At 67.4% G+C, this 22046-nt stretch carries 25 protein-coding genes and 1 pseudogene; 14 read left to right on the plus strand and 12 right to left on the minus strand.

Annotated features, from left to right (window positions below; genetic code table 11):
* Positions 1 to 49 precede the first annotated feature (49 nt).
* Positions 50 to 877 carry an enoyl-CoA hydratase/isomerase family protein gene (locus OK015_RS12045; RefSeq protein WP_268131688.1) on the plus strand — a complete coding sequence of 276 codons (828 nt, stop codon included), beginning with the start codon at positions 50 to 52 and terminating at the stop codon, positions 875 to 877.
* Between the two features lie 13 nt (positions 878 to 890).
* Here OK015_RS12045 and OK015_RS12050 read toward each other — a convergent pair whose 3' ends face one another.
* The 3 genes from OK015_RS12050 to OK015_RS12060 are packed head-to-tail and all read right to left on the minus strand — an operon-like array spanning position 891 to position 3745.
* The gene (locus OK015_RS12050; RefSeq protein ID WP_268131689.1) at positions 891 to 1694 is read right to left on the minus strand and encodes an MBL fold metallo-hydrolase; all 804 of its coding nucleotides are present in this window, start codon (positions 1692 to 1694) and stop codon (positions 891 to 893) included.
* 47 nt (positions 1695 to 1741) lie between these two features.
* Positions 1742 to 2143, minus strand: coding sequence for a RidA family protein (locus OK015_RS12055; RefSeq protein WP_268131690.1), 402 nt, complete (start codon positions 2141 to 2143; stop codon positions 1742 to 1744).
* A gap of 33 nt (positions 2144 to 2176) precedes the next feature.
* Complete coding sequence (locus tag OK015_RS12060) at positions 2177 to 3745, minus strand: long-chain-fatty-acid--CoA ligase (protein WP_268131691.1); 1569 nt, start codon at positions 3743 to 3745, stop codon at positions 2177 to 2179.
* Positions 3746 to 3900: 155 nt separating this feature from the next.
* Here OK015_RS12060 and OK015_RS12065 point away from each other — a divergent pair, with 155 nt between their 5' ends.
* Entirely contained in the window at positions 3901 to 5085 is a 1185-nt protein-coding gene (locus OK015_RS12065) for an acyl-CoA dehydrogenase family protein (protein ID WP_268131692.1), read from the plus strand.
* Between the two features lie 9 nt (positions 5086 to 5094).
* Here the strand turns inward: OK015_RS12065 and OK015_RS12070 are convergent, their stop codons facing one another.
* Positions 5095 to 6024, minus strand: coding sequence for a LysR family transcriptional regulator (locus tag OK015_RS12070; RefSeq protein WP_268131693.1), 930 nt, complete (start codon positions 6022 to 6024; stop codon positions 5095 to 5097).
* A gap of 103 nt (positions 6025 to 6127) precedes the next feature.
* Here OK015_RS12070 and OK015_RS12075 point away from each other — a divergent pair, with 103 nt between their 5' ends.
* The 3 genes from OK015_RS12075 (at position 6128) to OK015_RS12085 (ending at position 8721) form a co-directional block, all read left to right on the plus strand.
* The gene (locus OK015_RS12075; protein WP_268131694.1) at positions 6128 to 6916 is read left to right on the plus strand and encodes an SDR family NAD(P)-dependent oxidoreductase; all 789 of its coding nucleotides are present in this window, start codon (positions 6128 to 6130) and stop codon (positions 6914 to 6916) included.
* An 18-nt stretch (positions 6917 to 6934) separates the two neighbouring features.
* On the plus strand, positions 6935 to 7876 hold the full coding sequence (locus OK015_RS12080) for a catalase family peroxidase (protein ID WP_268131695.1): 942 nt from the start codon (positions 6935 to 6937) through the stop codon (positions 7874 to 7876).
* A 62-nt stretch (positions 7877 to 7938) separates the two neighbouring features.
* The gene (locus OK015_RS12085) at positions 7939 to 8721 is read left to right on the plus strand and encodes a sulfite exporter TauE/SafE family protein (protein ID WP_268131696.1); all 783 of its coding nucleotides are present in this window, start codon (positions 7939 to 7941) and stop codon (positions 8719 to 8721) included.
* A gap of 6 nt (positions 8722 to 8727) precedes the next feature.
* Here the strand turns inward: OK015_RS12085 and OK015_RS12090 are convergent, their stop codons facing one another.
* Entirely contained in the window at positions 8728 to 9822 is a 1095-nt protein-coding gene (locus tag OK015_RS12090) for a glutamate--cysteine ligase (RefSeq protein ID WP_268131697.1), read from the minus strand.
* Between the two features lie 19 nt (positions 9823 to 9841).
* On the minus strand, positions 9842 to 10273 hold the full coding sequence (locus OK015_RS12095) for an anti-sigma factor antagonist (RefSeq protein WP_442791244.1): 432 nt from the start codon (positions 10271 to 10273) through the stop codon (positions 9842 to 9844).
* A 151-nt stretch (positions 10274 to 10424) separates the two neighbouring features.
* Here OK015_RS12095 and OK015_RS12100 point away from each other — a divergent pair, with 151 nt between their 5' ends.
* Entirely contained in the window at positions 10425 to 11045 is a 621-nt protein-coding gene (locus OK015_RS12100) for a TetR/AcrR family transcriptional regulator (RefSeq protein ID WP_268131698.1), read from the plus strand.
* Positions 11046 to 11058: 13 nt separating this feature from the next.
* On the opposite strand, the gene OK015_RS12105 is transcribed toward OK015_RS12100, so the two are convergent.
* The gene (locus OK015_RS12105; protein WP_268131699.1) at positions 11059 to 11715 is read right to left on the minus strand and encodes a DedA family protein; all 657 of its coding nucleotides are present in this window, start codon (positions 11713 to 11715) and stop codon (positions 11059 to 11061) included.
* Between the two features lie 14 nt (positions 11716 to 11729).
* Positions 11730 to 12566: an SGNH/GDSL hydrolase family protein gene (locus OK015_RS12110; RefSeq protein WP_268131701.1), complete on the minus strand. Its 837-nt coding sequence runs from the start codon at positions 12564 to 12566 to the stop codon at positions 11730 to 11732.
* Between the two features lie 102 nt (positions 12567 to 12668).
* Here OK015_RS12110 and OK015_RS12115 point away from each other — a divergent pair, with 102 nt between their 5' ends.
* A complete protein-coding gene (locus tag OK015_RS12115; RefSeq protein ID WP_268131703.1) occupies positions 12669 to 14333 on the plus strand; it encodes an acyl-CoA synthetase in 1665 nt (554 codons plus the stop codon).
* Positions 14334 to 14335: 2 nt separating this feature from the next.
* A complete protein-coding gene (locus tag OK015_RS12120; protein ID WP_268131705.1) occupies positions 14336 to 14713 on the plus strand; it encodes a hypothetical protein in 378 nt (125 codons plus the stop codon).
* 216 nt (positions 14714 to 14929) lie between these two features.
* On the opposite strand, the gene OK015_RS12125 is transcribed toward OK015_RS12120, so the two are convergent.
* The 3 genes and pseudogenes from OK015_RS12125 to OK015_RS12135 all read right to left on the minus strand — a co-directional run bounded on the left by OK015_RS12125 (position 14930) and on the right by OK015_RS12135 (position 17741).
* Positions 14930 to 15769, minus strand: coding sequence for a polysaccharide deacetylase family protein (locus OK015_RS12125; RefSeq protein ID WP_268132658.1), 840 nt, complete (start codon positions 15767 to 15769; stop codon positions 14930 to 14932).
* 377 nt (positions 15770 to 16146) lie between these two features.
* Positions 16147 to 16797, minus strand: a pseudogene (locus OK015_RS12130) (TetR/AcrR family transcriptional regulator); the annotation flags it as partial.
* Positions 16798 to 16946: 149 nt separating this feature from the next.
* Positions 16947 to 17741 (minus strand): class I SAM-dependent methyltransferase, encoded by a 795-nt coding sequence (locus tag OK015_RS12135; protein ID WP_268131707.1) that lies wholly within the window; start codon positions 17739 to 17741, stop codon positions 16947 to 16949.
* 53 nt (positions 17742 to 17794) lie between these two features.
* Between OK015_RS12135 and fdxA the strand changes: the two genes are divergently transcribed.
* The 5 genes from fdxA (at position 17795) to OK015_RS12160 (ending at position 20607) form a co-directional block, all read left to right on the plus strand.
* Positions 17795 to 18151, plus strand: a complete 357-nt coding sequence (gene fdxA, locus OK015_RS12140; RefSeq protein WP_268131709.1) for a ferredoxin — start codon at positions 17795 to 17797, stop codon at positions 18149 to 18151.
* Positions 18148 to 18822, plus strand: coding sequence for a helix-turn-helix transcriptional regulator (locus tag OK015_RS12145; protein WP_268131711.1), 675 nt, complete (start codon positions 18148 to 18150; stop codon positions 18820 to 18822). The genes fdxA and OK015_RS12145 overlap by 4 nt, the downstream gene beginning before the upstream one ends.
* Positions 18823 to 18824: 2 nt before the next feature.
* Positions 18825 to 19250, plus strand: coding sequence for a hypothetical protein (locus OK015_RS12150; RefSeq protein WP_268131713.1), 426 nt, complete (start codon positions 18825 to 18827; stop codon positions 19248 to 19250).
* 62 nt (positions 19251 to 19312) lie between these two features.
* Complete coding sequence (locus OK015_RS12155) at positions 19313 to 19660, plus strand: cupin domain-containing protein (RefSeq protein ID WP_268131714.1); 348 nt, start codon at positions 19313 to 19315, stop codon at positions 19658 to 19660.
* 5 nt (positions 19661 to 19665) lie between these two features.
* Positions 19666 to 20607, plus strand: a complete 942-nt coding sequence (locus OK015_RS12160) for an NAD(P)H-dependent flavin oxidoreductase (RefSeq protein WP_268131716.1) — start codon at positions 19666 to 19668, stop codon at positions 20605 to 20607.
* A 3-nt stretch (positions 20608 to 20610) separates the two neighbouring features.
* On the opposite strand, the gene OK015_RS12165 is transcribed toward OK015_RS12160, so the two are convergent.
* Positions 20611 to 21111: a DUF1990 family protein gene (locus OK015_RS12165; protein ID WP_268131719.1), complete on the minus strand. Its 501-nt coding sequence runs from the start codon at positions 21109 to 21111 to the stop codon at positions 20611 to 20613.
* 30 nt (positions 21112 to 21141) lie between these two features.
* Here OK015_RS12165 and OK015_RS12170 point away from each other — a divergent pair, with 30 nt between their 5' ends.
* A complete protein-coding gene (locus OK015_RS12170; protein ID WP_268131720.1) occupies positions 21142 to 22044 on the plus strand; it encodes an aldo/keto reductase in 903 nt (300 codons plus the stop codon).
* Positions 22045 to 22046: the final 2 nt, after the last annotated feature.

Here is a 22046-nt window from a genome sequence, read left to right on the forward strand (position 1 = left end):
AGCGAGTCCGCGGTGCCGTGTTCCACGGCGCCGACCCGAGAGGAGTCCCGTGGCGCAGACCCAGAACCCACCCCGCCCCCCGGAGGGAGACTGGCTGGGCACGCCCTATCTGTCGTTCGAGCGTCAGGGACCGATCGCGGTGTGCACGATCGATCGCCCCGAGGCGCGCAACGCGATGACGCCCGCGATGTACTTCGGAATCCGTTACGCCGTAGGCCTTGTCAACGGGGACCCCGGCCTGGCCGGGCTGTTGATCACCGGGACCGGCGATGTCTTCGCGCCCGGCGGCGACATGACCGGCGGGGGAGGCGTCGACGACTGGATCACCTTCGGCGCCGCGTTGGGAATGGATGTCACCCCGTTCGACGCGGTGCGGACCTCGGCCAAGCCCGTCGTGTCCGCCGTGAACGGGCTGTGCCAGGGCGGCGGCATGCAGATCGCGCTGTGTAGCGACCTGTCCGTGGTGAGCGAACGCGCGACCTTCCGTGTTCCCGAGCTGTTCCGCGGCTACGCCGACACCTACTACAGCCAGATGCTGCTGCGTGTCGTGGGACCGGTCCGCACCCGCGACCTGATGTTCACCGGCCGGGTGCTCACCGCGCAGGAAGCGCTCGACTGGGGCCTAGTGACCAGGGTGGTCCCGCACGACGATCTGGCGGCCACCGCCCGCGACCTGCTCGCGCAAAGCTGCCGGACCGCGCCGCGCGCCCGCAACGTCATCAAATCCAGCATCGACGACTATCTGGGCCTGTATGACCGCATCGGCATGACCAGCAGCCTGACGGACGCGGAGGCACGCGAAGGCGTCCGCGCGTTCAAGGAGCGGCGTTCGCCGAATTGGGTGCATCCGGAGTTACAGACCGAGGGACGCCTGTGACGCGGCCGCGCGCCTAGTTCTTCAGGTCGATCCACTCGCCATGCGGGGCGGTGCGCAGCACGCGTTTGATACCCGCCTGGTCGAACGCCGCGGCGAGTTCGGCCGGCCCCTCGCTGAAGTGGGCCCAGCCGTCGAAGTGTGCCGGTATCACCACCTTGGCGCCCAAGACTTCGGCGGCCGCGGCCGCGCGGGCCGACGTCAGGGTCAGCGGACGCCCGCGCTCCTTGCTCGGCACGGTCGCGGCCCCCGCGAAGAGCACCGCCACGTCGATATCGCCGATACGATCGGCTACCTCGCCGACCGCACTCATCGAGGCGTTGTCGCCGCTGAGATAAATGGTGGGCAGGCCGGGTCCGTAGAGCACGAACCCCGTTACCTCGCAGTTGACGTGGCCCTCCATGTCGCGCACCCCGTCGGCCGGACCGTGCACGGCCGGAACCGCTTGTGCCGCAATGCGTCCGGGCCCGCCCGGCAGGTAGTACGACTGCCACGGCTGCAGACCCACCGCCGGAGGGCCGAAGCGGCCCGCGGCGCCGGGGTTGGTGACGATCAGCGGCGCTGCTTCGGCGAGCCGACGGCCGGCGGTGTCCAGATTATCGGGATGCTGGTCGTGGCTGATCAGTACCACGTCGATTTGCCCGAGGTCGTCGGCGCTGACTGCCGGACCGGCGAGTTTCGTCAAATAGTCGTGGGGGCCGGGCGGATCGAAGGTCGGGTCCATCACGATCCTGCGGCCCGCGATGTCGATCACGGTCGTGGGGCCACCCAGCACAGCGATCGCGCCGTCCCGTCGCTGCGCCTCTACTGCCTCGCCCATGTCGCCCCTGATGGCATTCGCGGAATCGAGATCGGGTCGAGTGCAGGCTATAACATCGCGGGTCGGCGGATCGCGGTGACTTCGACTTCCACCCGGATATCCGGCCAAACCAGCGCCGGGACCACCGCCAGCATGAATACGGGTTCATGTCTGATCACCGACGACCGCACCGCCGCATAGGCCGGAATGTCGGCCGCGTCGGTCAGCCACTGCCGCACGCTGACGATATCGGTCAATGCCGTCCCCGCCCGCTGCAGCGCCTCCTCTACGTTGCGCCACGCCTGGATGGCCTCGTCGGTGAAATCCTTGGGCAGCGTTCCGTCCTTGCGCAAACCCGGCGTGCCCGAGGTGTAGACGATCTCGGCGCCCGCCGGTATGCGCACCGCGTCGGCGTACTTGCCGATATGGGCGGCGACGCCGGTGCTGATGGATTCGAACGGCCTACTCATATCGCCCTTTCGTCGTCGATCGTTTTACCAGCATCACACCTTGCGGGCGCGGTCCTTCCAATACGGCTCGCGGAGCTGGTTTTTCAGGATCTTGCCGCTCGCGTTGCGGGGCAGCTCGTCCACGAAGTCGACAGTTCGCGGGCTTTTGTAGCCGGCCAGATGCTTGCGGCAGAACTCGATGATCTCGGTGGGTTCGAGGTCGGCACTGGTCACGACGATCGCCTTGACCGATTCGCCCCACTGGTCGTCGGGCACACCGATGATCGCGGCATCGGCGATCCCGGGATGTTCGAGCAGCACGCTTTCCACCTCGGGCCCGTACACGTTCTCACCGCCGGTGATGATCATGTCCCGCAACCGGTCCTCGATGAAAAGGTAGCCGTCGGAGTCCAGGCGCCCGATGTCGCCGGTACGCACCCAGTCGTCGGCGGTAATCGTGTCCGCGGTCGCCTCGGGCCGATTCAGATAGCCGATCATCCGCTGATTGCTGCGCACCCAGACCTCGCCGGACTCGCCGGGTGGCAGCTGCTCACCCGACTCGGGATCGACAATCCGGATCTCGTTGCCCTGCGCGGCTTTTCCCGCTGACATGAGCAGTTCGGGCCGACTGGAATCGCGATGGTCATCGGCGTCCAGCGCGGTGATCGCGCCGCACAGCTCCGTCTGCCCGTACACCTGCACGAAGTTCATCTCGGGCCAGGCGGCAAGCGCGCGCTGCAGCAACGGCACCGGCATCGGCGCCGCTCCATACACCAGGTAGCGCAAACCGGACAGCGCGGCGGTTGCCGCCTCTCCGGCGTCCAGGAACCGGGCAATCACCGGAGGCACTAGAAAGGCATGCGTCGCACCGGCTTTCACGGCACCGATCAGGGTCGCGGCTTCGGGCTCGCGCGTCAGGAACGTGGGTACTCCCGCCCGAATGCCGAAGAACGCGTAGGCGATACCGCCGACGTGAAAGAGCGGCATCGCCACCAGATTGGCGTCGCCGTCCGAGAACGGGAACGGCGGAGACAGATTCACGATGTGGTTGACCAGCGCACGCTGGGTGAGCTGAACACCTTTGGGGCGCCCGGTGGTGCCCGAGCTGTAGATCGTCAGGGCGGTATCGGCGTCGGAGACCTCGGGATCGACATCGACGGGTGAGGCCGCGGCGATCAGGGATTCGTATTCGTCATCGGAGCCGCCCACCACGATGACGCGCTCCACGCCCGGCACTTTCGCGCGGATCGCCTCGACCGCGGGCGCCAGCTCGGCGCCGACCACAAGGACGCGTGCGCCGCTGTCATTGAGGACGTGGGCGAGCTCGTCGCCGATCACCCGCCAGTTGACGATCGTGGCTACCGCGCCGATCGACGTGGCCGCCAGCAGGGTTTCCAGGCAGGCGGGGTGGTTCTTGTCCAGGAAGGCCACCACCCGGCCACGCTGCAGACCGGCATCCCGCAGCGCTCCGGCGGTCTGGCGAATCCGCGACGCCCACTGCGCCCACGACCACTGCCGCTCACCGAAGTGGATCGCTACATCGTCGGGACGAAGCTCGGCGTGCTGGTGGACCATTCCGACGAGCGTCTTCGTCGTGCCGGTGCTGACGTCGGCTGGTGGCATTACTTCTCCGCTCATCGAAGTCCGTGGGTTCCCGGGTTCAGTCAAACCAAGGCTAGCCATCCTGTCCACAGCCGGTTCGTGAGAGCTATGGACTCCGTCCTGCAAGCAAGCCGGTCGTGGCGAAACCCCCCGTACGCAGCGAATGATCAGTTGCGATGAGTCACACTGTCCTGGCCCACGACCTCCCGACACACGAGGAGGTCGTCGCCCAAGCCCGCGCATTGCAACCGACATTGCGTAAGCACGCCGCCGCGGGTGAATCGCTTCGCCGGCTACCCGATCCGATCAATGCCGCCCTCGTCGAGGCCGGGATGTTTCGGCTGCAGACGCCCACCCGATTCGGCGGCTACGGCGTCGGCGCTCGTACCGTCCTGGAGGTGGGCGAGGCGCTGGGAGAGGCCGACGCCTCCGTGTCGTGGCTGGTTGTGCTCGGCGCGACCGGAAGCTGGATGGCCGCTCGGTACGCGCCGTCGGCGCGAGAGGAGTTCTTCGGCGCAAATCCCGACGCACGGTTCGCGGGCTCGACCCACCCCGGGCGGGCCCGCCGGGTGCCGGGCGGGCTGACCGTCTCCGGGCGTTGGCCTTACGCGTCGGGCGCCTACCACGCGGACTGGGCATTGTTGGGCGCAGCCGTCCCCGGCGAGCCGGAGGAGGCAATGCTGTGCGCAATGCCGGCCGCCGAGCTGACCCTGGAAAACTCCTGGCGCACTGTCGGTATGCGGGGAACCGGCAGTGACACGTGGGTCGGGGACGAGGTGTTCGTCCCCGACGATCGGGCGGTCTCCCTCGGCGCGCTAGCCGAGGAGGACTGGCCGCTGCCGGTCGACGAGCCGATGTACCGGCTGCCGTCGGTGCCGGCGGTGATGGTGCCCTTGCTGGGTCCGCTGCTGGGAGTCGGTCGCGCGGCGCTGCGTTTCGTGGTGGACAACGCGCAGACCAAACCGCTGGCCGGAACCACGATTGCGCCACAGCGGGAATCCGTTGGGCTGCAGATACGTATCGCTGAGGCGGCGATGAGACTGTCCACGGCGCGACTGCACGCGTACGACATGGCCGCCACCATGGACGCCGCGCCCGCCAAAGGGCGAACCGTCGGTTACGCCGCCCGTGCGGAGTTCCGCGCCCGGCTTGGCTACGCCGCCCAACAGGTGATCGATGCGCTGTCTATCCTGGTTGACGCGCACGGAGCGGGAAGCTTCGCCGAATCCAATCCACTGCAACAGTATTGGCGTGATGCCAACATCGCGGCGCGCCATGCTGGCATGCAGGCAACCGTCGGCTACGAGGTCTACGGAAAGTCGATGCTGGGCATAACGGAGCGCGTCAGCTACACGGTATGAGACGCGTATTCACGCGGTTGCCAAGGTGATTCGCGATCGGTAAGGGTCGGTGAAGGGCAACCACGCCTCGTCGAGGTCGGGCAGCTCTGCCTCGCTTGTCAGCGCGTCGATCACCCCACGCACCGTTTCGCGGTTTTCGATGCGGCGCCACACCAGCGACCACGTCCAGAAGGGCGCGGGTGCGGCAATCGGGCGCTGCACGAGGTCCGCCGGCAATGCGGCGGTCTGGGCCTTGGGGGAGCTGAGCACCGGCCGGCCCAGCCGGCGAACGTGTTCGAAAAACATTGGGGCAGCGAGCCCGCCGTCGCTGATCCGTACCGTGCGAGCACCGGTCTCCCTGGCGAATTGCTCGCCGTACCGGTTCCAGGAAAACCAGCTGCCGGAGTCGGCGTCGAGCAACACGACCATGTCGGCCGCGTCGACCGCGGAGGTGTCCGAACCGACGCTGACCGCAAAGAGCTGTTCGGCGCCAATGAGATGCGCGCTCAGGCCATGCCGGTCCAGGTCGGAGGAGCGCACTCCGCAGATCGCCAAATCGACGCCGCCCTCGGCGACCCGGGCGACCTGCGCGTGCGATGGCAGCACCCACGTGTCGATGTGCACCTTCGCCACCGCTGCCGTCCGGTCGGGCAGGTCCGGGGGAAGCCACTGCGCATAGCCGATCCGCACGGGTTCGGCCAGCGACAGCCCGATTGCCGACCGGCGCAACTGATCTGCCTGATCCAGCAGCGTGCGGGCCGAGGGAAGCAACGCCGCACCCGTCGCCGTGAGGGTGACCGAGCGCCGGTCGCGATCGAACAATCGCACCCGCAGATCCCGCTCGAGGACCTTGATCTGCTGTGAAAGCGACGGTCCGGCAATGCATAAGCGCTTGGCGGCGCGACCGAAATTCAGCTCTTCGGCGACCGCTACGAAATAACGAAGATGACGCAACTCCACATAAAAAATGTTAGTGCGACACTGGGAGTTACGGCCTAGCAGAATCGTGCTGACAACATATGTAACCATTGCTGGGCCAACCCTGCGACGAAGGAATTTCCACATGGTCAACGTTGATCGTGCCCGTTCTCGCACCTTCGTCGTAACGGGCGCGGCGTCGGGCATCGGCCTGGCTACCGCGCGGCGCCTGCTGGCCGAGGGCGGAAACGTCGTCGGAGCCGACCTGGAATCCCCGCCCGACTTAGGTCCCGACTTCCACTTCGTGACGGCGGACGTGACCGACGAAGATGCGATCGAGGCGGTGCTCGCCGCCGTGCCCGGCCGCCTCGACGGGGTCTTCCACGCCGCGGGTGTCGCCGGGGGCGGCCCGGTCCATCTGCTCGACCGCGCGGAGTGGGATCGGGTGATCGGGATCAACCTGACCGGCACGTTCCTGGTGGCCAAGGCGGCGCTGGCCAAGATGATCGAGCAGGACAGGGTCGACGGCGAACGCGGGTCGATCGTGACCGTCGCCAGCATCGAGGGGTTGGAAGGTACCGCGGGCGGCAGTTCCTACAACGCCGCCAAGGGCGGGGTTGTCCTGCTCACCAAGAACATTGCGCTCGACTACGGTCCGAGCGGCATCCGGGCGAACGTGATCTGCCCCGGCTTCATCGATACGCCGATGGCGAAGAGCGTGTTCGGACTGCCGGGGATGGAGGGTCCGCTGGCCTCCATCACCGAGGAGCATGCGCTGCAGCGGCTCGGCCGGCCCGACGAGGTCGCGGCGATGGCGGCGTTCCTGTTGTCGCTCGACGGGTCATTCGTCAGCGGTCAGGCCATCGCCGTCGACGGCGGCTACACCGCGGGCCGCGATCACGGGGTCGTCAAACTCTTCGGTTTTCCTGATTGATGCCTTTAGGATTCGGCCATGAGCGGCCCCGTTTCTCCCGACGACGCGATCGATGCGATTCGAGGTACCGGGGGAGCGCAACCCGGCGCCCGGGCGTTGCACGCGAAAGGCACGCTGTACCGCGGCACGTTTACCGCAACCCGCGACGCGGCGGGACTCTCTCGGGCGCAACATCTCGATGGCGCGCAGGTTCCGGCGCTGATCCGGTTCTCCAACGGATCGGGCAACCCCAGCCAACCCGACGGCTCGCCGGGAGTGCGCGGGATGGCGGTGAAGTTCACCCTGCCCGACGGATCCACCACCGACGTGTCGACGCAGACCGCCCGGCTGTTCGTCTCCAGCAAGCCGGAGGGATTCGTCGACCTGCTCCAGGCGATGCGACCCGGGCTGACGACACCGCTGCGCATGGCCAAGTACTTCGTCACGCATCCTCGGCTACTCGGTGCGTTGCCGGTGGTGCGCGACGCCAACAAGGTGCCCGCCAGCTACGCCACCATCGAATACCACGGGCTGCATGCCTTCCGGTGGATCGGCGCCGACGGCAACGCCAGATTTGTTCGCTACCACCTGATCCCCGCCGCGGGTGAAAGCTACCTCTCGGGATCCGATGCCCACGGCGTGAGCGCCGACTTCCTCACCGACGAGCTGAATACGCGTCTGGCACGAGGGCCGGTCCGGTTCGACTACCGCGTGCAAGTCGCGGGACCGCAGGACTCGACGACCGACCCGTCGGCGCCGTGGCGCAGCATCGAGACGGTCACCGTCGGCACCCTGGAAATCACCGGCCTCGACACCGAACGCGAGCACGGCGGCGACATCGTCGTCTTCGACCCGATGCGCGTCACCGACGGCATCGAACCCTCCGACGACCCGGTGCTGCATTTCCGAACTCTCGCGTATTCGGCCTCGGTCAAGCTGCGCACCGGGGTGGCCCGCGGTTCCGAGGCGCCTGGGGTCTGACGAAAAGCCGTCCAGCTGCGCGATTGTCGGAGCAAACGGACGGCGCGCTAGGGTCTTCGGAAGTGTCGCCTTCCCATATGGCTTTGATTGCCCTGGCCGGGTTCGCCGCCGGTGCAATCAATGCACTCGTTGGATCCGGAACTTTGATCACGTTCCCGACGCTGGTCGCGCTGGGCTATCCGCCGGTGACCGCCACGATGTCGAACGCGGTCGGTTTGGTGGCGGGCAGTGTATCGGGCACCTGGGGGTATCGCAGCGAGCTGAGCGGACAGTGGGATCGGTTGCGCTGGCAGATCCCGGCGTCGCTGGCGGGCGCCGCGCTGGGCGCGTTCCTGCTGCTGCATCTGCCCGAGACGGTGTTCGCCGAGATTGTGCCGGTGCTGCTGGTGCTGGCAATGCTGCTGGTCTTGCTCGGGCCAAGGATTCAGTCCTGGGCACGCCGGCGGGCCGAAGCGGCCGGGCGATCTCCCGAACACGTCACGCCGGCGCGGATGGCGGTGCTCGTGTTCGGCACCTTCGCCGTCGGGGTGTATGGCGGCTACTTCACCGCCGCGCAGGGCATCTTGCTGGTCGGCGTCATGGGCGCGCTGCTGCCCGAGTCGGTGCAGCGTATGAACGCAGCGAAGAATTTGCTGGCGCTGTTAGTGAATGTTGTTGCCGCGGTTGGCTATACGTTGGTGGCCTTCGATCGGATCAGCTGGCTGGTCGCCGGGTTGATCGCGGCGGGTTCGCTGATCGGCGGATGGTTGGGCGCACGCTATGGACGCCGGCTGTCGCCGAATGCGTTGCGCGCCACGATCATCGTGATCGGCCTGATCGGCCTGTATCGTCTGGTCACGGTATAGCGCCATTCAGCCGAAGGTGGCAGCCGCGGCCTCGTCGATCACGTCCATCATGTCGCGGCGTCGTTGCCATACCTTCCGTTGTCGCATCGCACCGTTGCCCTCCGACGCGATGCGGTCGAGTTCCTCGGTGACGAGGTCGTATTCGCCGAGTGCGTCCAGCGCCGCGCGCACCCGCTGCACCAGCGCATCCAACTGCTGACGCGCCGGCACCGCGCCGCTGCCGTGCAGGGAGTCGAGCAAGTGCCCGGACATTCCGTCGTGCGCCGCCTTCCAGTACGCCGCCCGCAGGGCCGCCGGAGGCAGCCGGCCTGCGTCATCGCCGCGGCCCTGCGCGTCGAGCGCCGTCATCACCGCAGCCCTGATCAGGGTGGCCAGCAGCACCGTCTCCTCGACCGTCGCCGGCACATCGGCCACCCGCACCTCTACCGTCGGGAAGCTTGCGGACGGGCGCACGTCCCAATAGATCATCTTCTGATCCAGAATCACCCCGCTGTCGATCAGCATCCCCACGGTGCGGTCGTACTGCTCGGGTGAGGTGAAGAAGGGCGGCGCACCGGCGGCCGGCCAGCGCCGCCACAGGATGCTGCGCCAGCTCGCGTAACCGGTGTCGGTATTGCGATAGAGCGCCGAATTCGCCGATAGCGCAAGCAAACACGGCAGCCACGGCCGCAGCCAGTTGCTGACCTTGATGGCAGCCGCCCGGCTGGGTACCTCGACGTGCACGTGGCACCCGCAGATGCCTTGCTCGTGCGCGACCATCCCGTACTCCGCGCCGATCCGCCGATAACGTTCGGTGTCGGTCACCGGGAACTCGTGCGGGGTGATCGGCGGGAGCCCCAGGGCCAGCAGCCGAACCCCGGTGGCTTCGGCGGCCTGGGCCGCGGCGCGCCGCAGCCGTCGGAGTTCCGAGGCGAGTTCCGCACTGCTGGCGGCCACGCTGGAGGTCGTTTCCACTTGGCAGCTGCTGAGCTCGAGCTGGAGCGTGACGCCCCGGCGCTCGGCCTCCGCGGCCACGTCGCTATTGCATGGGGCCGGTTCGCCAGTCTCGGGAACGACGAGAAGAAACTCCTCCTCCACACCGAAGCTGGGTAGGGGGTTCATCCAGCTCTGTCGACCGCGACTACCGAGCCAGGGCTGAATCCGCGGTCGGATAAATGGGCAGCACGCCGCTGAGCCCGCACGCGTCGACGATGCGGGCGACGATCGGCTGCGGGCTGACCAGCCGTAGCTCGACCCCGCGCCGGCGGCAGTTTTCTGCTTCGTCGGCCAGCACCTCGACCGCGCAGCACGCTATGAAATCCAGTCCGGTGACGTCGACGATCAACGATCCGGCGGCCTCGACGGCGTTGGCCGCTTCGCTGACCAGGCGGCGCCAGGTCTGCTCGTTGCAGGCGTCGATCTCGCCGCCCGCATAGATGAGCACCGCGGGGCCGCGGCGATCCGTGGTCGCCCGCAGCGTGCTGTGCGGATCACCGAGGTCGTAGACCAGCCGCGTGCTGAGCATCAGACGCGGGCTCGACATTGATCGGGTCGGTTCGGCAATGGTCGCCATGGTGGACTCCTAATCCGGCGCCCCTGGCGCCGTGATGGATGTTCCGTCCTGGGTCTAAAGACAGACTTTCCGCGACGTGCGGACACCCTAACTATAACGAGACAGGGCGGTCTGTCTACACGTGACGGTTAAGAGTATCGTAAGCCGAAATATGGCAACCTCCGATATCCGGCCGGCCGCTCCGTGTGCCCATGAACGCATCTTGAATGCGGCATATGAGCTGTTCAGCCAGCGTGGGATTCGTGCGGTCGGCACCGATGAGGTGATCGAGCGGGCCGGCGTGGCCAAGGCGACTCTGTACCGGCATTTCGCGACGAAGAACGACCTCGTGCTGGCCGTCCTGGACCGCCGCGAAGAGATCTGGACGCACGGGCTGATCGAGGCACAGTCGGAGCAGCGCGGCGATACGCCCGAGGAACGGCTGCTGGCGATCTTCGACGTGATGCACGAGTGGTTTCAGCTCCGCGACGGTTACGAAGGCTGCTCGTTCATCAACGTGCTGCTCGAGCTGGGCGCCGACCACCCCGCCGGGCAGGCCAGCATCGCGCACATCGACCACGTCCGCGACATCGTGCGCCGTCGCGCCCTCGCGGCGGGGCTCACCGATGTCGAGGACTTCGCCTCGTCGTGGCACATCCTGATGAAGGGGGCCATCGTTCTCGCGGCCGTGGGCGACCTGGACGCCGCCCGGCGCGCCCAGAAGATGGCCATCCTGCTGATCGAGCAACACCGGTCGGACACGATCGTGGAGATGGGGGAGGCGGCCGGCTAGCTCGTCCGGCCGGTCATGCGGCGGTAGTTCCGGTTGTGCGCTCGTGTTCCGCCTCGAGCTCGGCGATGGCGCGGGATGTGCGTTCACGCAGCAAGATTGCGGCGATCCCGCCGGCAATGATCGCGACGACAAGGGCGATCCAGGAGAACCGCTCCAACCATCGTTCGGCCGCCATCCCCGCGAAATAGACCAGCGCGGTCGTGCCGCCCGCCCAGCAGATGGCGCCCGAGACGTTGGCCGCCAGGAAGCGCTGGTAGTGCATTTTCAGCGCTCCGGCCAGTGGACCGGCGAAAATCCGCAGCAGTGCGATGAAGCGCCCGAAGAACACCGCCCGAATTCCCCAGCGATCAAACAAGCGCTCGGCCAGCATGACGTGCCCCGGACCGAAGTGCTTCGGGAAGCGCTGTCCCAGCTTGTCGAAGAGCCCCATGCCGAAGCGGCGCCCGATCGAGTAGCCGATCGAATCGCCGATCACCGCTCCGATCACCGCGGCGACGCCGACCCCGATCGGGTTCACGGCAAGGTCGTGATGAGACGACATCAGCGCGGCGCTGACCAGAATGATCTCGCCAGGAAGCGGCACACCCAGGCTTTCCACCCCGACCACACCCCCGACCATGAGGTACACCGCGAGCGGCGGGACGGACTGCAGCAAAGCCTCCACGTTCATGGGTCAAGGATGCCTCAGGGATGCTGGCCGCGCGCCGCAATGTCTTCGGTTGGCGCGGCGTCGCACGGCGTGCTGACGGGTTCCAACTCCGGGCGTTTGGGGAACCGGCCGTCGGCCGCAGACAAGCCCCGCATCCGGCGCCACACCCAGGGGAAGAAGTTTTCCTGCGTCCAGCGCAGCTTTCCGTAGCCGCCGGGCGTGACCGTCAACCGCGTGGGATCGGGGTGCGGCATGGCCCAATCATGGTTGCTGTCAGGCAAATTCAGAGCCTCCGCGGCCGCGGCGGCAAACAGGATGTGCCCTTTCGAGGACGCGTGAACGCGATCGTAGCTCCACGTGTCCCAATCGCGCATCGAGGCCGCGTTGAACAGATCGACGAGCCGGAACCCGTGACGCTCGGCGGCCACGACGATCGCATTGTTGATGCGGGCCAACCGCTTCGACACAATCCGGCCGAACGGTAGGAACTGCGCGACGTTCGGGAACGTCGTCGTCACCACCGTCGCTCCCGATTCGGCGAGCGCCGCGTAGAGGACATCGAGCTCGGCAAGGGCACCGGGGAAGGCTCGGCCGGGCTGGATGACGTCGTTCATCCCGGCGCAGACGGTGATCAGATCCGGCTGCATCGCCAGCGCCTGCGGGACTTGCTCGCGGAGCACGTCGCCCAGCCGCTTGCTGCGGACCGCGAGGTTTGCGTACTGCAACCCGGGGTTAAGCGAATCGAGCATGACGGCGAGTCGGTCCGCAAACCCCAGCAGGCCGGTGGTTTCGTCACCGTCCCAGAGGCCCTCGGTCTGGCTATCACCGATGGCGACGTATCGGCGGTATCCGGCCGCACTGGCTCCGTACACGACCCCGAGACTAAACCCGATCCGAATTCCGGTGCGTGACATCCGCCGCGAAACGCTGTTGTAGCGTGGCTCACGCCGGGTCGCTCGGCATGAGGAGAGTCAGTGGAATTCAATCTCGCCCAAGTATTCTCGGCAGTGGCAGCCGCCAACCCCGACCGCGACTGCATCGTATTCGGACACCGACGATTCACCTTCTCGCAAACTGCCGAACGCTCCCGCCGACTCGCCCGGGCGCTGCACTCGTGGGGGCTCGGTGCGCATCGGGAGCGCCGTGAGCTGGCCGCACACGAATCGGGCCAAAGCCACCTAGGGCTGTACCTGGCCAATGGCAACGAGTACCTCGAGGGCATGCTGGGCGCGTATATGGCGCGGGTGGCGCCGTTCAACGTGAACTATCGCTACGTTGCCGACGAATTGGTTTATCTGCTGGGCAATGCCGGAGCGGAAGCGGTCATGTACCAGGCGCGGTTCGCCCCAACCCTGGCCCTGGCATTAGAAACCGCGCCGGAGAAATCTCAGCTGCCGCCGATGCGGCTGATCCACGTCGACGACGAGTCCGGAAACGACCCGTTGCCCGGGGCGGTGCGCTACGAGGAGCTGCTGGCGTCGGTGTCCGATGAGCCGCTGGACCTCGCGCTGTCGCCCGACGACCTCTATGTCCTGTACACCGGCGGCACCACCGGGATGCCCAAGGCGGTGCTGTGGCGCCAGCACGACATCTATCTGAACGCGATGGGCGGCCGGCCGCCGTTCGGCGGCGAACCGGTGACCAGTCTGGAGGACGTCGTCGAACGATCACACCTGCAGGGACCCGGTTCGATGACGTGCGCGCCGCTCATGCACGGCGCCGCACAGTGGGCGGCGTTCATCAACTTGTGCAGCGGCCGGCCGTTTGTGATGGCCCCGACGACCACACACTTCGATCCGGCCGAGGCGTGGGCGATGGCCAGCCGGGAACGGGTGATGTCGCTGTCCTTCGTCGGCGACGCCTTCGGGCGGCCCTTGGTCGACGCGCTCGAGTCCGGTGACTACGACCTGTCCGGGCTACTGATCCTGGTCACCGGCGGAGCGGCCCTGAGCGCCCCACTCAAGCAGCGTTTCCTCGACCTGCTGCCGCAGCTGACGATCCTGGACGCAGGAGGGTCGTCGGAATCCGGAAACCAGATGGGTCAGGTCTCCAGTCGTCAGCAGGACGCCAGCGGCCGGTTCGCCCCGAACCCGGGCGCGGTGGTGGTCAGCGAAGACATGACCCGGATTCTGGCGCCGGGCGACGACGAAATCGGCTGGCTGGCCCAGCAGGGCCTGATACCGCTGGGCTATCTCGGCGATCCCGAGAAGACCGCGCGGACGTTCCCGGTCATCGACGGGATCCGGCATTCGGTGCCCGGCGATCGTGCCCGCTGGTTCGCCGACGGTGAGATCGAGCTGCTGGGCCGCGATTCGGTCACGATCAATTCCGGTGGCGAGAAGATCTTCGCCGAAGAGGTCGAGGCCGCGATCGCCGAGCACCCGGACGTCTACGACGTGGTGGTGACGAGCCGGCCCAGCACCCGTTGGGGAAACGAAGTGGTCGCGATCGTTGCGCTGGCCGACGGGGAACGGACCGCGCAGGAAGGAATGGCCGATAGCATCCTCGCCGAAGCCGCTCGCCATCTCGCGCGCTACAAACTGCCGAAGGCAATTGTCTTCCGCGACCATCTGCAACGGTCGCCGTCCGGCAAGGCCGACTATCGGTGGGCCAAAGCTCAAGCCGCACAGGATATTTGACCGTGACAAGCAATCGAGTTCGGGTCGGCGGTTGCGCGCGGGTCTCGATAGGTGCTCTGGTCACGCTGGGTGTGGTTGTGATCGGGCTGCTTTGGGCGAAGTGGACGCCTTACCTCGGCAAAGCCCTGACGGCGCAGCGGACTCATCACTGGTCGGGATCGAGCATCCTCGCGGTCGGTGGTGTGCGCGCCGGGGACGGTCCGACGTGGCATGCGGCCACGACTTTCTGTCACGTTGCGGCGCAACGGTGTCACGCGCGCGGCGGCGTCCCCGGTCTCGCGATGGTCGCCCGCAGCTTCGGATGGAAGGCCGTCACGACCGCGACAGTCGTGGTCGTCGCGGCGGGGTTACTCGGCGCGTCGGTCCTGAGCGTGCTGTGAGACCCGCACTCCCGGGTGCCGTCACACTGGCCTCCGTTCGCGGCGGTATGCGTTATGCCCACCTCTGAGCGACAACCGAGGAGTTGGCGGCGCCAGTCGTGTCGCGGCTACGGCGTTGTCGCTCGAAGGCGGGCACTTTGTCCGTCCCAGTCGGGCAGCGGCGGGTGGGGCGACTGGCATCACCGCGGCTCGATCGGCTGGGCCGAGCAAGCTTTCTCAGCTAGCGAAACTCGGTGTCCGGTAAGGGATCTCCGGCCGCAGGAAGACGTCGTTGAGTGTGACGGTGCGTAGCCGGCGAGCCCGGATGATCTCCACCAGCTGACCGTAGACGTGGGTGACCGGCGCGTGGTTGAGGTGGCCGATCACGATGTTCTGCGGCGTGAAGTACTGGTCGGCCATCCTGACGATCTGGTCCTCGGAAAGCACTGCGGAATCCCGTAAGTCGCCGCTCCACAGCGTGGGAACCTGGTATCCCAGATCGGCGGCCACCGCGTTGACCACGGCGTCGTGATGGCCGTACGGCGGACGGAAGTACGGCGCGGCGTCCACCCCGTACGTATCGCGCAGGAACACGTCCGTGCTCTTGAGTTCCTCGGCAATCTGCTTCGGCGCCAGTTTCGTCAGGTCGGGATGCGTCCAGGTGTGGTTGGCGAGTTGAATCTGCCCGGATTCGACCAGTGGTCGCAGCAACGCGGAATTCTCTGTCCAGGAGCGAAAGACGCCGGTGACGAAATAGGTCAGCCGCACTCCGGTGTCTTTGGCGAATTGTGTATAGGCCCGCACCACATCGGTGTCGACGCCGTCATCGACCGTCCACGCCAACAGATCGCCGTCGCCGGGAAGCTGTTTGAGCACCGAGCCGCCGGGCAGCGTGACACGCGCCTCCGGGCCCGGCGGCGGCAACAACTTCGGCGGTGCCGGAGCGACCGGGTTGGGCGCGGATCCGATCACGTCGGCGCGGGCCACCGTCTCCTTGGGGCCGTTCGCCGACGACCACGAGATCCCCGTGACCGCTACCGTTGCTGCCAGCGCAACCAGGAACCGCCGCCGGTCCATTTCGGTCACGTGCGCACTCCTGAAGTCTGCGGGGCCTCAAACCTTTGCCAGGCTAAGCTGGCCGCCCCGGCGATCCCGCGCGCAAACGTCGAGTGTCGCCGGTAGATATGAACTTGTGACCTTCAGTCGGCCGGCAGCCCGGCGACCTCGTGGCGCCAGGCCGCTTCGGCGGTGAAGGCCGAACCCAAATCGGGCAAGACTCCCGCGCAGTCGCCGACCTCGGAGAAAAGCCGCCGTCGCCGGCCTACTTCGGCGCCGTGGACCGGTGGATCGACGAGAAACTAGGTCGCGCCGAGCGGATACTCGGCAAGCGGCCGTGAGCCTTCGACAGGCATGCCCTGAAGTGCCACGGCGGCGTGCCCGGCAGGGGCGTTGCCCTCCTCGTAGATGCTGGCCAGCCAGATGTGGACCAGCGTGTCGATCACCCGGTCCTCGCGGATCGCCGGTTCCTCGGTGGTGAACGTCGCGGCCATCACCCGCTCGCTCAGCATGTTCAGCGCGATCGACAGATCCTCGGCCGAGATGGTGTCCGGCGCGGCGCCCCGCGCGCGTTCGGCCTTGATTGCGAGCGTGGTGAACGAGATCCACTTCTGCATCAGCGTCGACCACAGTTGCCGGACTTCGGGGTTGGTGGCCTTGGCCGCCGCTCCCGCCACGGCGACCGCGCGGTGCGAGCCCGACACCTCGAAGAACGCCTCGATGCGGTCGCGCCACAGCGTCGCCGGGTCACCGGACAGCTTGGCGCGAAGCGTCTTCAGTGCCGCGTGCGCCTTGTGGTTCATCTGGTCCAGCAACGACAGCAGCACCGCGTTTTTCGACTGGAAATAAAAGTAGAAGGTGGGACGGGAGATACCCGCGCCTTTCGCCAGATCGTCTACGGAGAAATCGGCGAGCGGGCGTTCTTCCAAGAGCCGTTCGGCGGTGGCCAGAATCGCCTTCTCGCGGTCGTCACCGGAGTGATGCGACGAACGACGGCCGCGCGAGGCATGCGCATAGCCGGTGTACGCCGAGGGGTCGGACACGCACATACCCTAGGGGTACATCGATATATGCCAGGGAAATTGTTGATTAAAACCAACAATAATGTCGATTAAGTTCGACGGCTTTGTCGGTGCCCGTCGACCAATTTGTCGACTTCTTCGACGCCGTGGCTAATTCGCGTCTGCAGCAATCGACCTTACCCGTCGTCCGGCTTGCGAGCGACGATCGCGACCGCGGTCAGTCGCTCGCGGTGCTTCCGGAACGTGTTGCGCATCGTCAGCACCCGCTTGCGGGCGTCCGGGTTGAGGAGCAGGTTTCTGGCAAAGCGCAGCGCGCGGAAGAGCCCCTCGTCGGCGATCACCCGGCGTGGTTGCAGCAGGGCCATCGGCGCGGTGACGACGCGGTCGACGACCAGTCCGTGGTCCGACAACAGTTGCGACCATTCGGCGATGGTCAGCGGGCGCGCGTTCACCTTGATTGCGCGGGCCAGCGACTGCCGGATCTCCGTGCTGATCTCCTCGGAGACGGTGTCCGGTGTCAGCGCGAGTTCGTGGATCGCGTAGCGGCCGCCCGGCCGCAGCACGCGCGCGGCCTCGGCGACGATGGCGTGCTTGGCGGCATCGCCCTGCATCGTCAGCATCGCCTCGCCGATCACGACATCACGGCTGGCGTCGGGCAACCCGGTGTCCGCCGCGTCGGCGACCCGGACCGTCCCGGAACCGGCCCTGGCGATCACGTCACGAACCGTCTCGGCCGCTTCGGGGTCTTGTTCGGCGCCGACGTAAGACCGCGGCGCACGGGCGAGAATCTCGGCGGCGGTGCGGCCGAGGCCCGGCGCCAGCTCGAGCACATCGACGTCGGTCACCCCGGCGCCGGCCAGCATGGTGCGGGTGAGCCCGACGCCGCCGGGGCGAAGGACTCGTTTGCCGAGCCGCGCCAGCAGCCAGTGGCCCTGGACGCTGTCGTCGGCGCGACTTGACATGGGCGCCATAGCCTTTCCGTCCTTTCTAGTTTTCACAATCATGATTGTGTAAACTCTATCGCATGACGTACGTTATCGGAAAGCCCTGCGTTGACGTGATGGATCGGGCATGTGTGGAGGAATGCCCGGTGGACTGCATCTACGAAGGCGGCCGGGCGCTTTACATCCATCCCGACGAATGCGTGGACTGTGGTGCGTGCGAGCCGGTCTGCCCGGTCGAGGCCATCTACTACGAAGACGACCTGCCCGACGAGCTGCAGCCGCACCTGGCCGACAATGAGGCATTTTTCTCCGAGACCCTGCCCGGGCGCGACGCCCCGCTGGGGTCACCGGGTGGAGCGGCCAAGCTGGGTGCGCTCGGTGTCGATGCGCCCCTGGTGGCCGCCCAGCCGAAAGCCGACGTTTCCGAAGGAGCGTGAGCCGAATCGCCACGGCAACCGGGGAATCCGCAAGCCGACGCCGTGAGGTGCTGCGGATCCTGCGAGCGTCGCGGGATCCGATGAGCATCGTCGCGATCGCCGGCGCGCTGGGCGTGCATCCCAACACCGTTCGCTTCCACCTCGACAGCCTGGTCGGCGACGGCCAGGTGGAACAGGTCGAGCCGGGCCGCAAGGGGCCGGGACGTCCGGCGCTGATGTTCCGCGCGGTCCGGCAGATGGATCGCGGCGGGACGCGGCATTACCGACTGCTGGCCGAGATACTGGCGATGGCGTTCGCGACCGACAAGGATCCCGCCGCCAAGGCGCTGGCCGCCGGGCGAGCGTGGGGACGGCAGCTGGATTCGAGCGCGGCGCCGTCGGCGGGCGATGCCCAGAGCCCGGACAAGGCCATCGGCCGCTTGGTCGACGTGCTCGACCGACTCGGATTCGCGCCCGAGCGACGGCGATCCGACGGGGACCAACAGGTCGGCCTGCGACACTGCCCGTTCCTCGAACTCGCCGAAAGCCGAACCGCCGTCGTCTGTCCCGTCCATCTCGGGCTCATGCAAGGCGCACTGGAGACCTGGGGAGCCCCGGTTACCGTCGAGCGCCTCGATGCGTTCGTGGAACCCGACCTGTGCCTGGCGCACCTCGAGTTGCAGGAGGCCTGAAGATGAGCACGGAAATGGCCGTCGCCGTCGCGGTCACCTTCGTTTGGCTCGGCATGGTGCTGGCCATCTCGTTCGTGGAAGCCCCGCTGAAATTCCGGGCGCCCAACGTCACGTTGCAGATCGGGCTCGGTATCGGGCGCCTGGTCTTTCGGGCGCTCAACACCATCGAGGTCGCGTTCGCCATCGTCATCCTGGCGGTCGTGGTGGACGGCCCGATGCCGACGCGGGTCGCCATCGCGTTTGCCGTCGCGTTCGCCGCGCTGGCCGTGCAGCTGATCGCGGTACGCCCCCGGCTGACCCGCCGCTCGGAGCTGGTGCTCGCCGGATCGGATGCACCCCGCTCCCGCGCCCATTACGCCTACATCGATTTGGAGGTGGTCAAGGCGGTGGCGTTGCTCGTGGCGGGGATACTCCTATTGACCGCCTGAGACCACCGTCTTGACCGCTCGAGACCACCGTCAGCCCACCGTCGCACCGAGGGGACGCACCAATGGAATCAATCTCGCTGACCGGACTGGCCACTGAAAAGTTGGCCGAGGCCCGGCAGTCGCACAGCGGACGGGCCGCCCACACCATCCACGGCGGCCACGATCATGAACTCCGGCAGACCGTGCTGGCGCTACTCGCCGACCACGACCTGTCCGAGCACGACAGTCCCGGCGAGGCGACCCTGCAGGTGCTGCGGGGGCATGTGCGCCTGACCGCCGGCGGCGACTCCTGGGACGGCAAAACCGGTGACTATGTCGCGATTCCGCCGCAACGGCATGCCCTGCACGCGGTCGACGATTCCGTGATCATCCTGACCGTGCTGAAAAGCCAGCCCGGTGCTGAGCACTAGCTGACATGCTATCCACGCCTTGGTCAAGGGATTTCGGCCTGCGTGCGCCCATCGTCAACGCCCCGATGGGCGGGGTCGCGGGCGGCCGCCTGGCCGCCGCTGTCAGCGCCGCCGGCGGTCTGGGCATGGTCGGCATGGGCAGTGTCGCGACGCGGGAATTGCTGCAGACCCAGCTGCAACACGTCGACGGCACGTTCGGGATCGGCCTGGTGGACTGGGTGATGCGCAACGAGGCGGGGCTGCTCGACGACGCCCTGGCCGCGCGGCCCGTCCTGCTATCCGTCAGCTTCGGCACCGACTGGTCGTGGGTCGCAAAAGCCCACGCAGCCGGAATACCTACTGTCACACAGGTTTACGATGCTCTCGGCGCCCGTGCGGCGGTCGATGCCGGCGTCGACGTCTTGGTCGCGCGCGGTGCCGAGGGCGGCGGCCACGGCGATACGAAACTCGGGACGCTGCCGTTGCTCGACGATGTGTTGGATGCCGTATCGGTGCCGGTGCTCGCCGGCGGCGGCATCGCATCGGCGCGCAGCCTGGCCGCCGTGCTGGCCGCCGGGGCCAGCGGCGCCTGGGTGGGCACGCGCCTGGCGGCGTGTCCGGAGGCGCTGACCGGCGACGGCAGCCGCCAGGCGCTGATCGCGGCCCGGTCCACCGACACCGCGGTCACCCGGGCCTTCGACGTCGCCAAGGGCCTGCCGTGGCCGGCGCGGTTCCCGGCGCGGGTGCTGAGCAACGACTTCGTCGCGCGCTGGACCGGCAATGAGGACGCACTCGATGCGCCCGCGTGCGACGAGCTGGCCGCCGCGATCGACGCCGACGACCGCAGCATTGCCCCGGTCGACGCCGGCCAGGGCGTCGGCATGATCCGCGACGACGCGTCGGTGGCCGAGGTCATCGACGCGATGTGCACCGGCGCGCAACGGCTGCTGGCCGGCTGGGGCGGCTAGCGCTCACACCCCGCGCAGGTAGCGCCTGGCGATGACGCGCTGAGCCACCGACACCACCGGGCCCCCGAGCCTGCTCCACCAGGTCGCGGGCCGGGAGAACGCCGACACCTCGGCGAACACCGCGTCGGTCGCCGGGTCGCGGCGGACGGCGAACCGCTCCTCGCCCGATTCGGGATGGCCTTGCAGCGTGCCGTAGCCGAAACCGCGGATGTCGGGCTCGTCGATCACATAGACGACGCGGCACGGCGCGGGCAGAAAACCCATTCGCACCAGCACCACCGTGTCGACGGCGGCGACCTCGGAGCTGGCCCGCACCCGTAGCCCGGCGCCGCGCTGCATGCCCCACCGCATCACCGCCTCGGCGGCTCGGTCGAAGCGCTGCTGGCCGGTGCCGATCTGTTTCTCGACGTGAAGATGGCCGTATCCCGCGGGCAGCTCGCCCGCGGCAGTTGCGCCCACCTCGGAGTAACTCAGCGGAAGTTCCTCGAGCGCTGCTAGGTCCACCGGCCCAGCTTGCCACGCCAGGGTGCGCGAATGCGCTTCCGGCGTACCTTCGTAGGCGTGACTGCACAAAACTCGAAAACTGTTGCCCAAGCGTCTGGAACGTTCACCTTCGGCGGCGATTTGACTGTCAACCGTCTCGGGTTCGGGGCGATGCGCATCGTCGGTAAGGGCGTCTGGGGCCCACCCGCCGATCGCGACGAATGCGTCCGGGTGTTGCGACGCGCCGTCGAACTCGGCGTGGACCTCTTCGACACCGCAGACTCCTACGGCCCCTACATCTCCGAGGAGATCATCCGCGAGGCGCTGTACCCCTACGACGACCTGGTGATCGCGACCAAGGCCGGGTTTTTGCGGACCGGTCCGGACGTCTGGATCGAGATGGGTTTCCCGGCCTACCTGCGGCAGGAAGTTGAGATGAGCCTGCGCCGCCTGGGTGTGGAGACCATCGACCTTTTGCAGCTGCACCGCGTCGACCCCAAGTGGCCGCTGGCCGACCAGGTGGGCGAGCTGGCCAAGCTTAAGGACGAGGGCAAGATCCGCCACATCGGGCTCTCCGAGATCAACGTCGACCAGCTCAACGAGGCGCAGGCGATCACGCAGGTCGTGTCGGTGCAGAACATGTACAACCTGACGGTCCGCCGGGCCGAACCGCTGCTCGACGCCGCGACCGAACAGGGCGTCGGCTTCATCCCGTATTTCCCGCTGGCGGCCGGCCCGCTGGCGGCTGCCGACGGCCCGCTGCAACGCATCGCGGCCGATCACCACGCGACGCCGTCGCAGCTGGCGCTGGCCTGGCTGCTGAAGCGCTCGCCGGTGATGCTGCCCATTCCGGGCACCTCGAAAGTGGCACACCTGGAGGAGAACGTGGCCGCCGCCGAGATCACGCTCAGCGACGAGGAGTTCGAGACCCTGGCGGCTGCCGGAGCGCAGTAAGC

The organism is Mycobacterium sp. Aquia_216, from assembly GCF_026723865.1.
Taxonomy (GTDB): Bacteria; Actinomycetota; Actinomycetes; order Mycobacteriales; family Mycobacteriaceae; genus Mycobacterium.

Coding starts and splice junctions, on each gene's coding strand:
- fdxA (WP_268131709.1), top strand. CDS start 17,795: ATGACGTACGTTATCGGAAAGCCCTGCGTTGACGTGATGGATCGGGCA.
- OK015_RS12160 (WP_268131716.1), top strand. CDS start 19,666: ATGCTATCCACGCCTTGGTCAAGGGATTTCGGCCTGCGTGCGCCCATC.
- OK015_RS12150 (WP_268131713.1), top strand. CDS start 18,825: ATGAGCACGGAAATGGCCGTCGCCGTCGCGGTCACCTTCGTTTGGCTC.
- OK015_RS12090 (WP_268131697.1), bottom strand. CDS start 9,822: ATGAACCCCCTACCCAGCTTCGGTGTGGAGGAGGAGTTTCTTCTCGTC.
- OK015_RS12170 (WP_268131720.1), top strand. CDS start 21,142: ATGCGCTTCCGGCGTACCTTCGTAGGCGTGACTGCACAAAACTCGAAA.
- OK015_RS12125 (WP_268132658.1), bottom strand. CDS start 15,769: ATGGACCGGCGGCGGTTCCTGGTTGCGCTGGCAGCAACGGTAGCGGTC.
- OK015_RS12135 (WP_268131707.1), bottom strand. CDS start 17,741: ATGGCGCCCATGTCAAGTCGCGCCGACGACAGCGTCCAGGGCCACTGG.
- OK015_RS12080 (WP_268131695.1), top strand. CDS start 6,935: ATGAGCGGCCCCGTTTCTCCCGACGACGCGATCGATGCGATTCGAGGT.
- OK015_RS12075 (WP_268131694.1), top strand. CDS start 6,128: ATGGTCAACGTTGATCGTGCCCGTTCTCGCACCTTCGTCGTAACGGGC.
- OK015_RS12050 (WP_268131689.1), bottom strand. CDS start 1,694: ATGGGCGAGGCAGTAGAGGCGCAGCGACGGGACGGCGCGATCGCTGTG.
- OK015_RS12105 (WP_268131699.1), bottom strand. CDS start 11,715: ATGAACGTGGAGGCTTTGCTGCAGTCCGTCCCGCCGCTCGCGGTGTAC.
- OK015_RS12100 (WP_268131698.1), top strand. CDS start 10,425: ATGGCAACCTCCGATATCCGGCCGGCCGCTCCGTGTGCCCATGAACGC.
- OK015_RS12055 (WP_268131690.1), bottom strand. CDS start 2,143: ATGAGTAGGCCGTTCGAATCCATCAGCACCGGCGTCGCCGCCCATATC.
- OK015_RS12155 (WP_268131714.1), top strand. CDS start 19,313: ATGGAATCAATCTCGCTGACCGGACTGGCCACTGAAAAGTTGGCCGAG.
- OK015_RS12060 (WP_268131691.1), bottom strand. CDS start 3,745: ATGCCACCAGCCGACGTCAGCACCGGCACGACGAAGACGCTCGTCGGA.
- OK015_RS12065 (WP_268131692.1), top strand. CDS start 3,901: ATGAGTCACACTGTCCTGGCCCACGACCTCCCGACACACGAGGAGGTC.
- OK015_RS12095 (WP_442791244.1), bottom strand. CDS start 10,273: ATGGCGACCATTGCCGAACCGACCCGATCAATGTCGAGCCCGCGTCTG.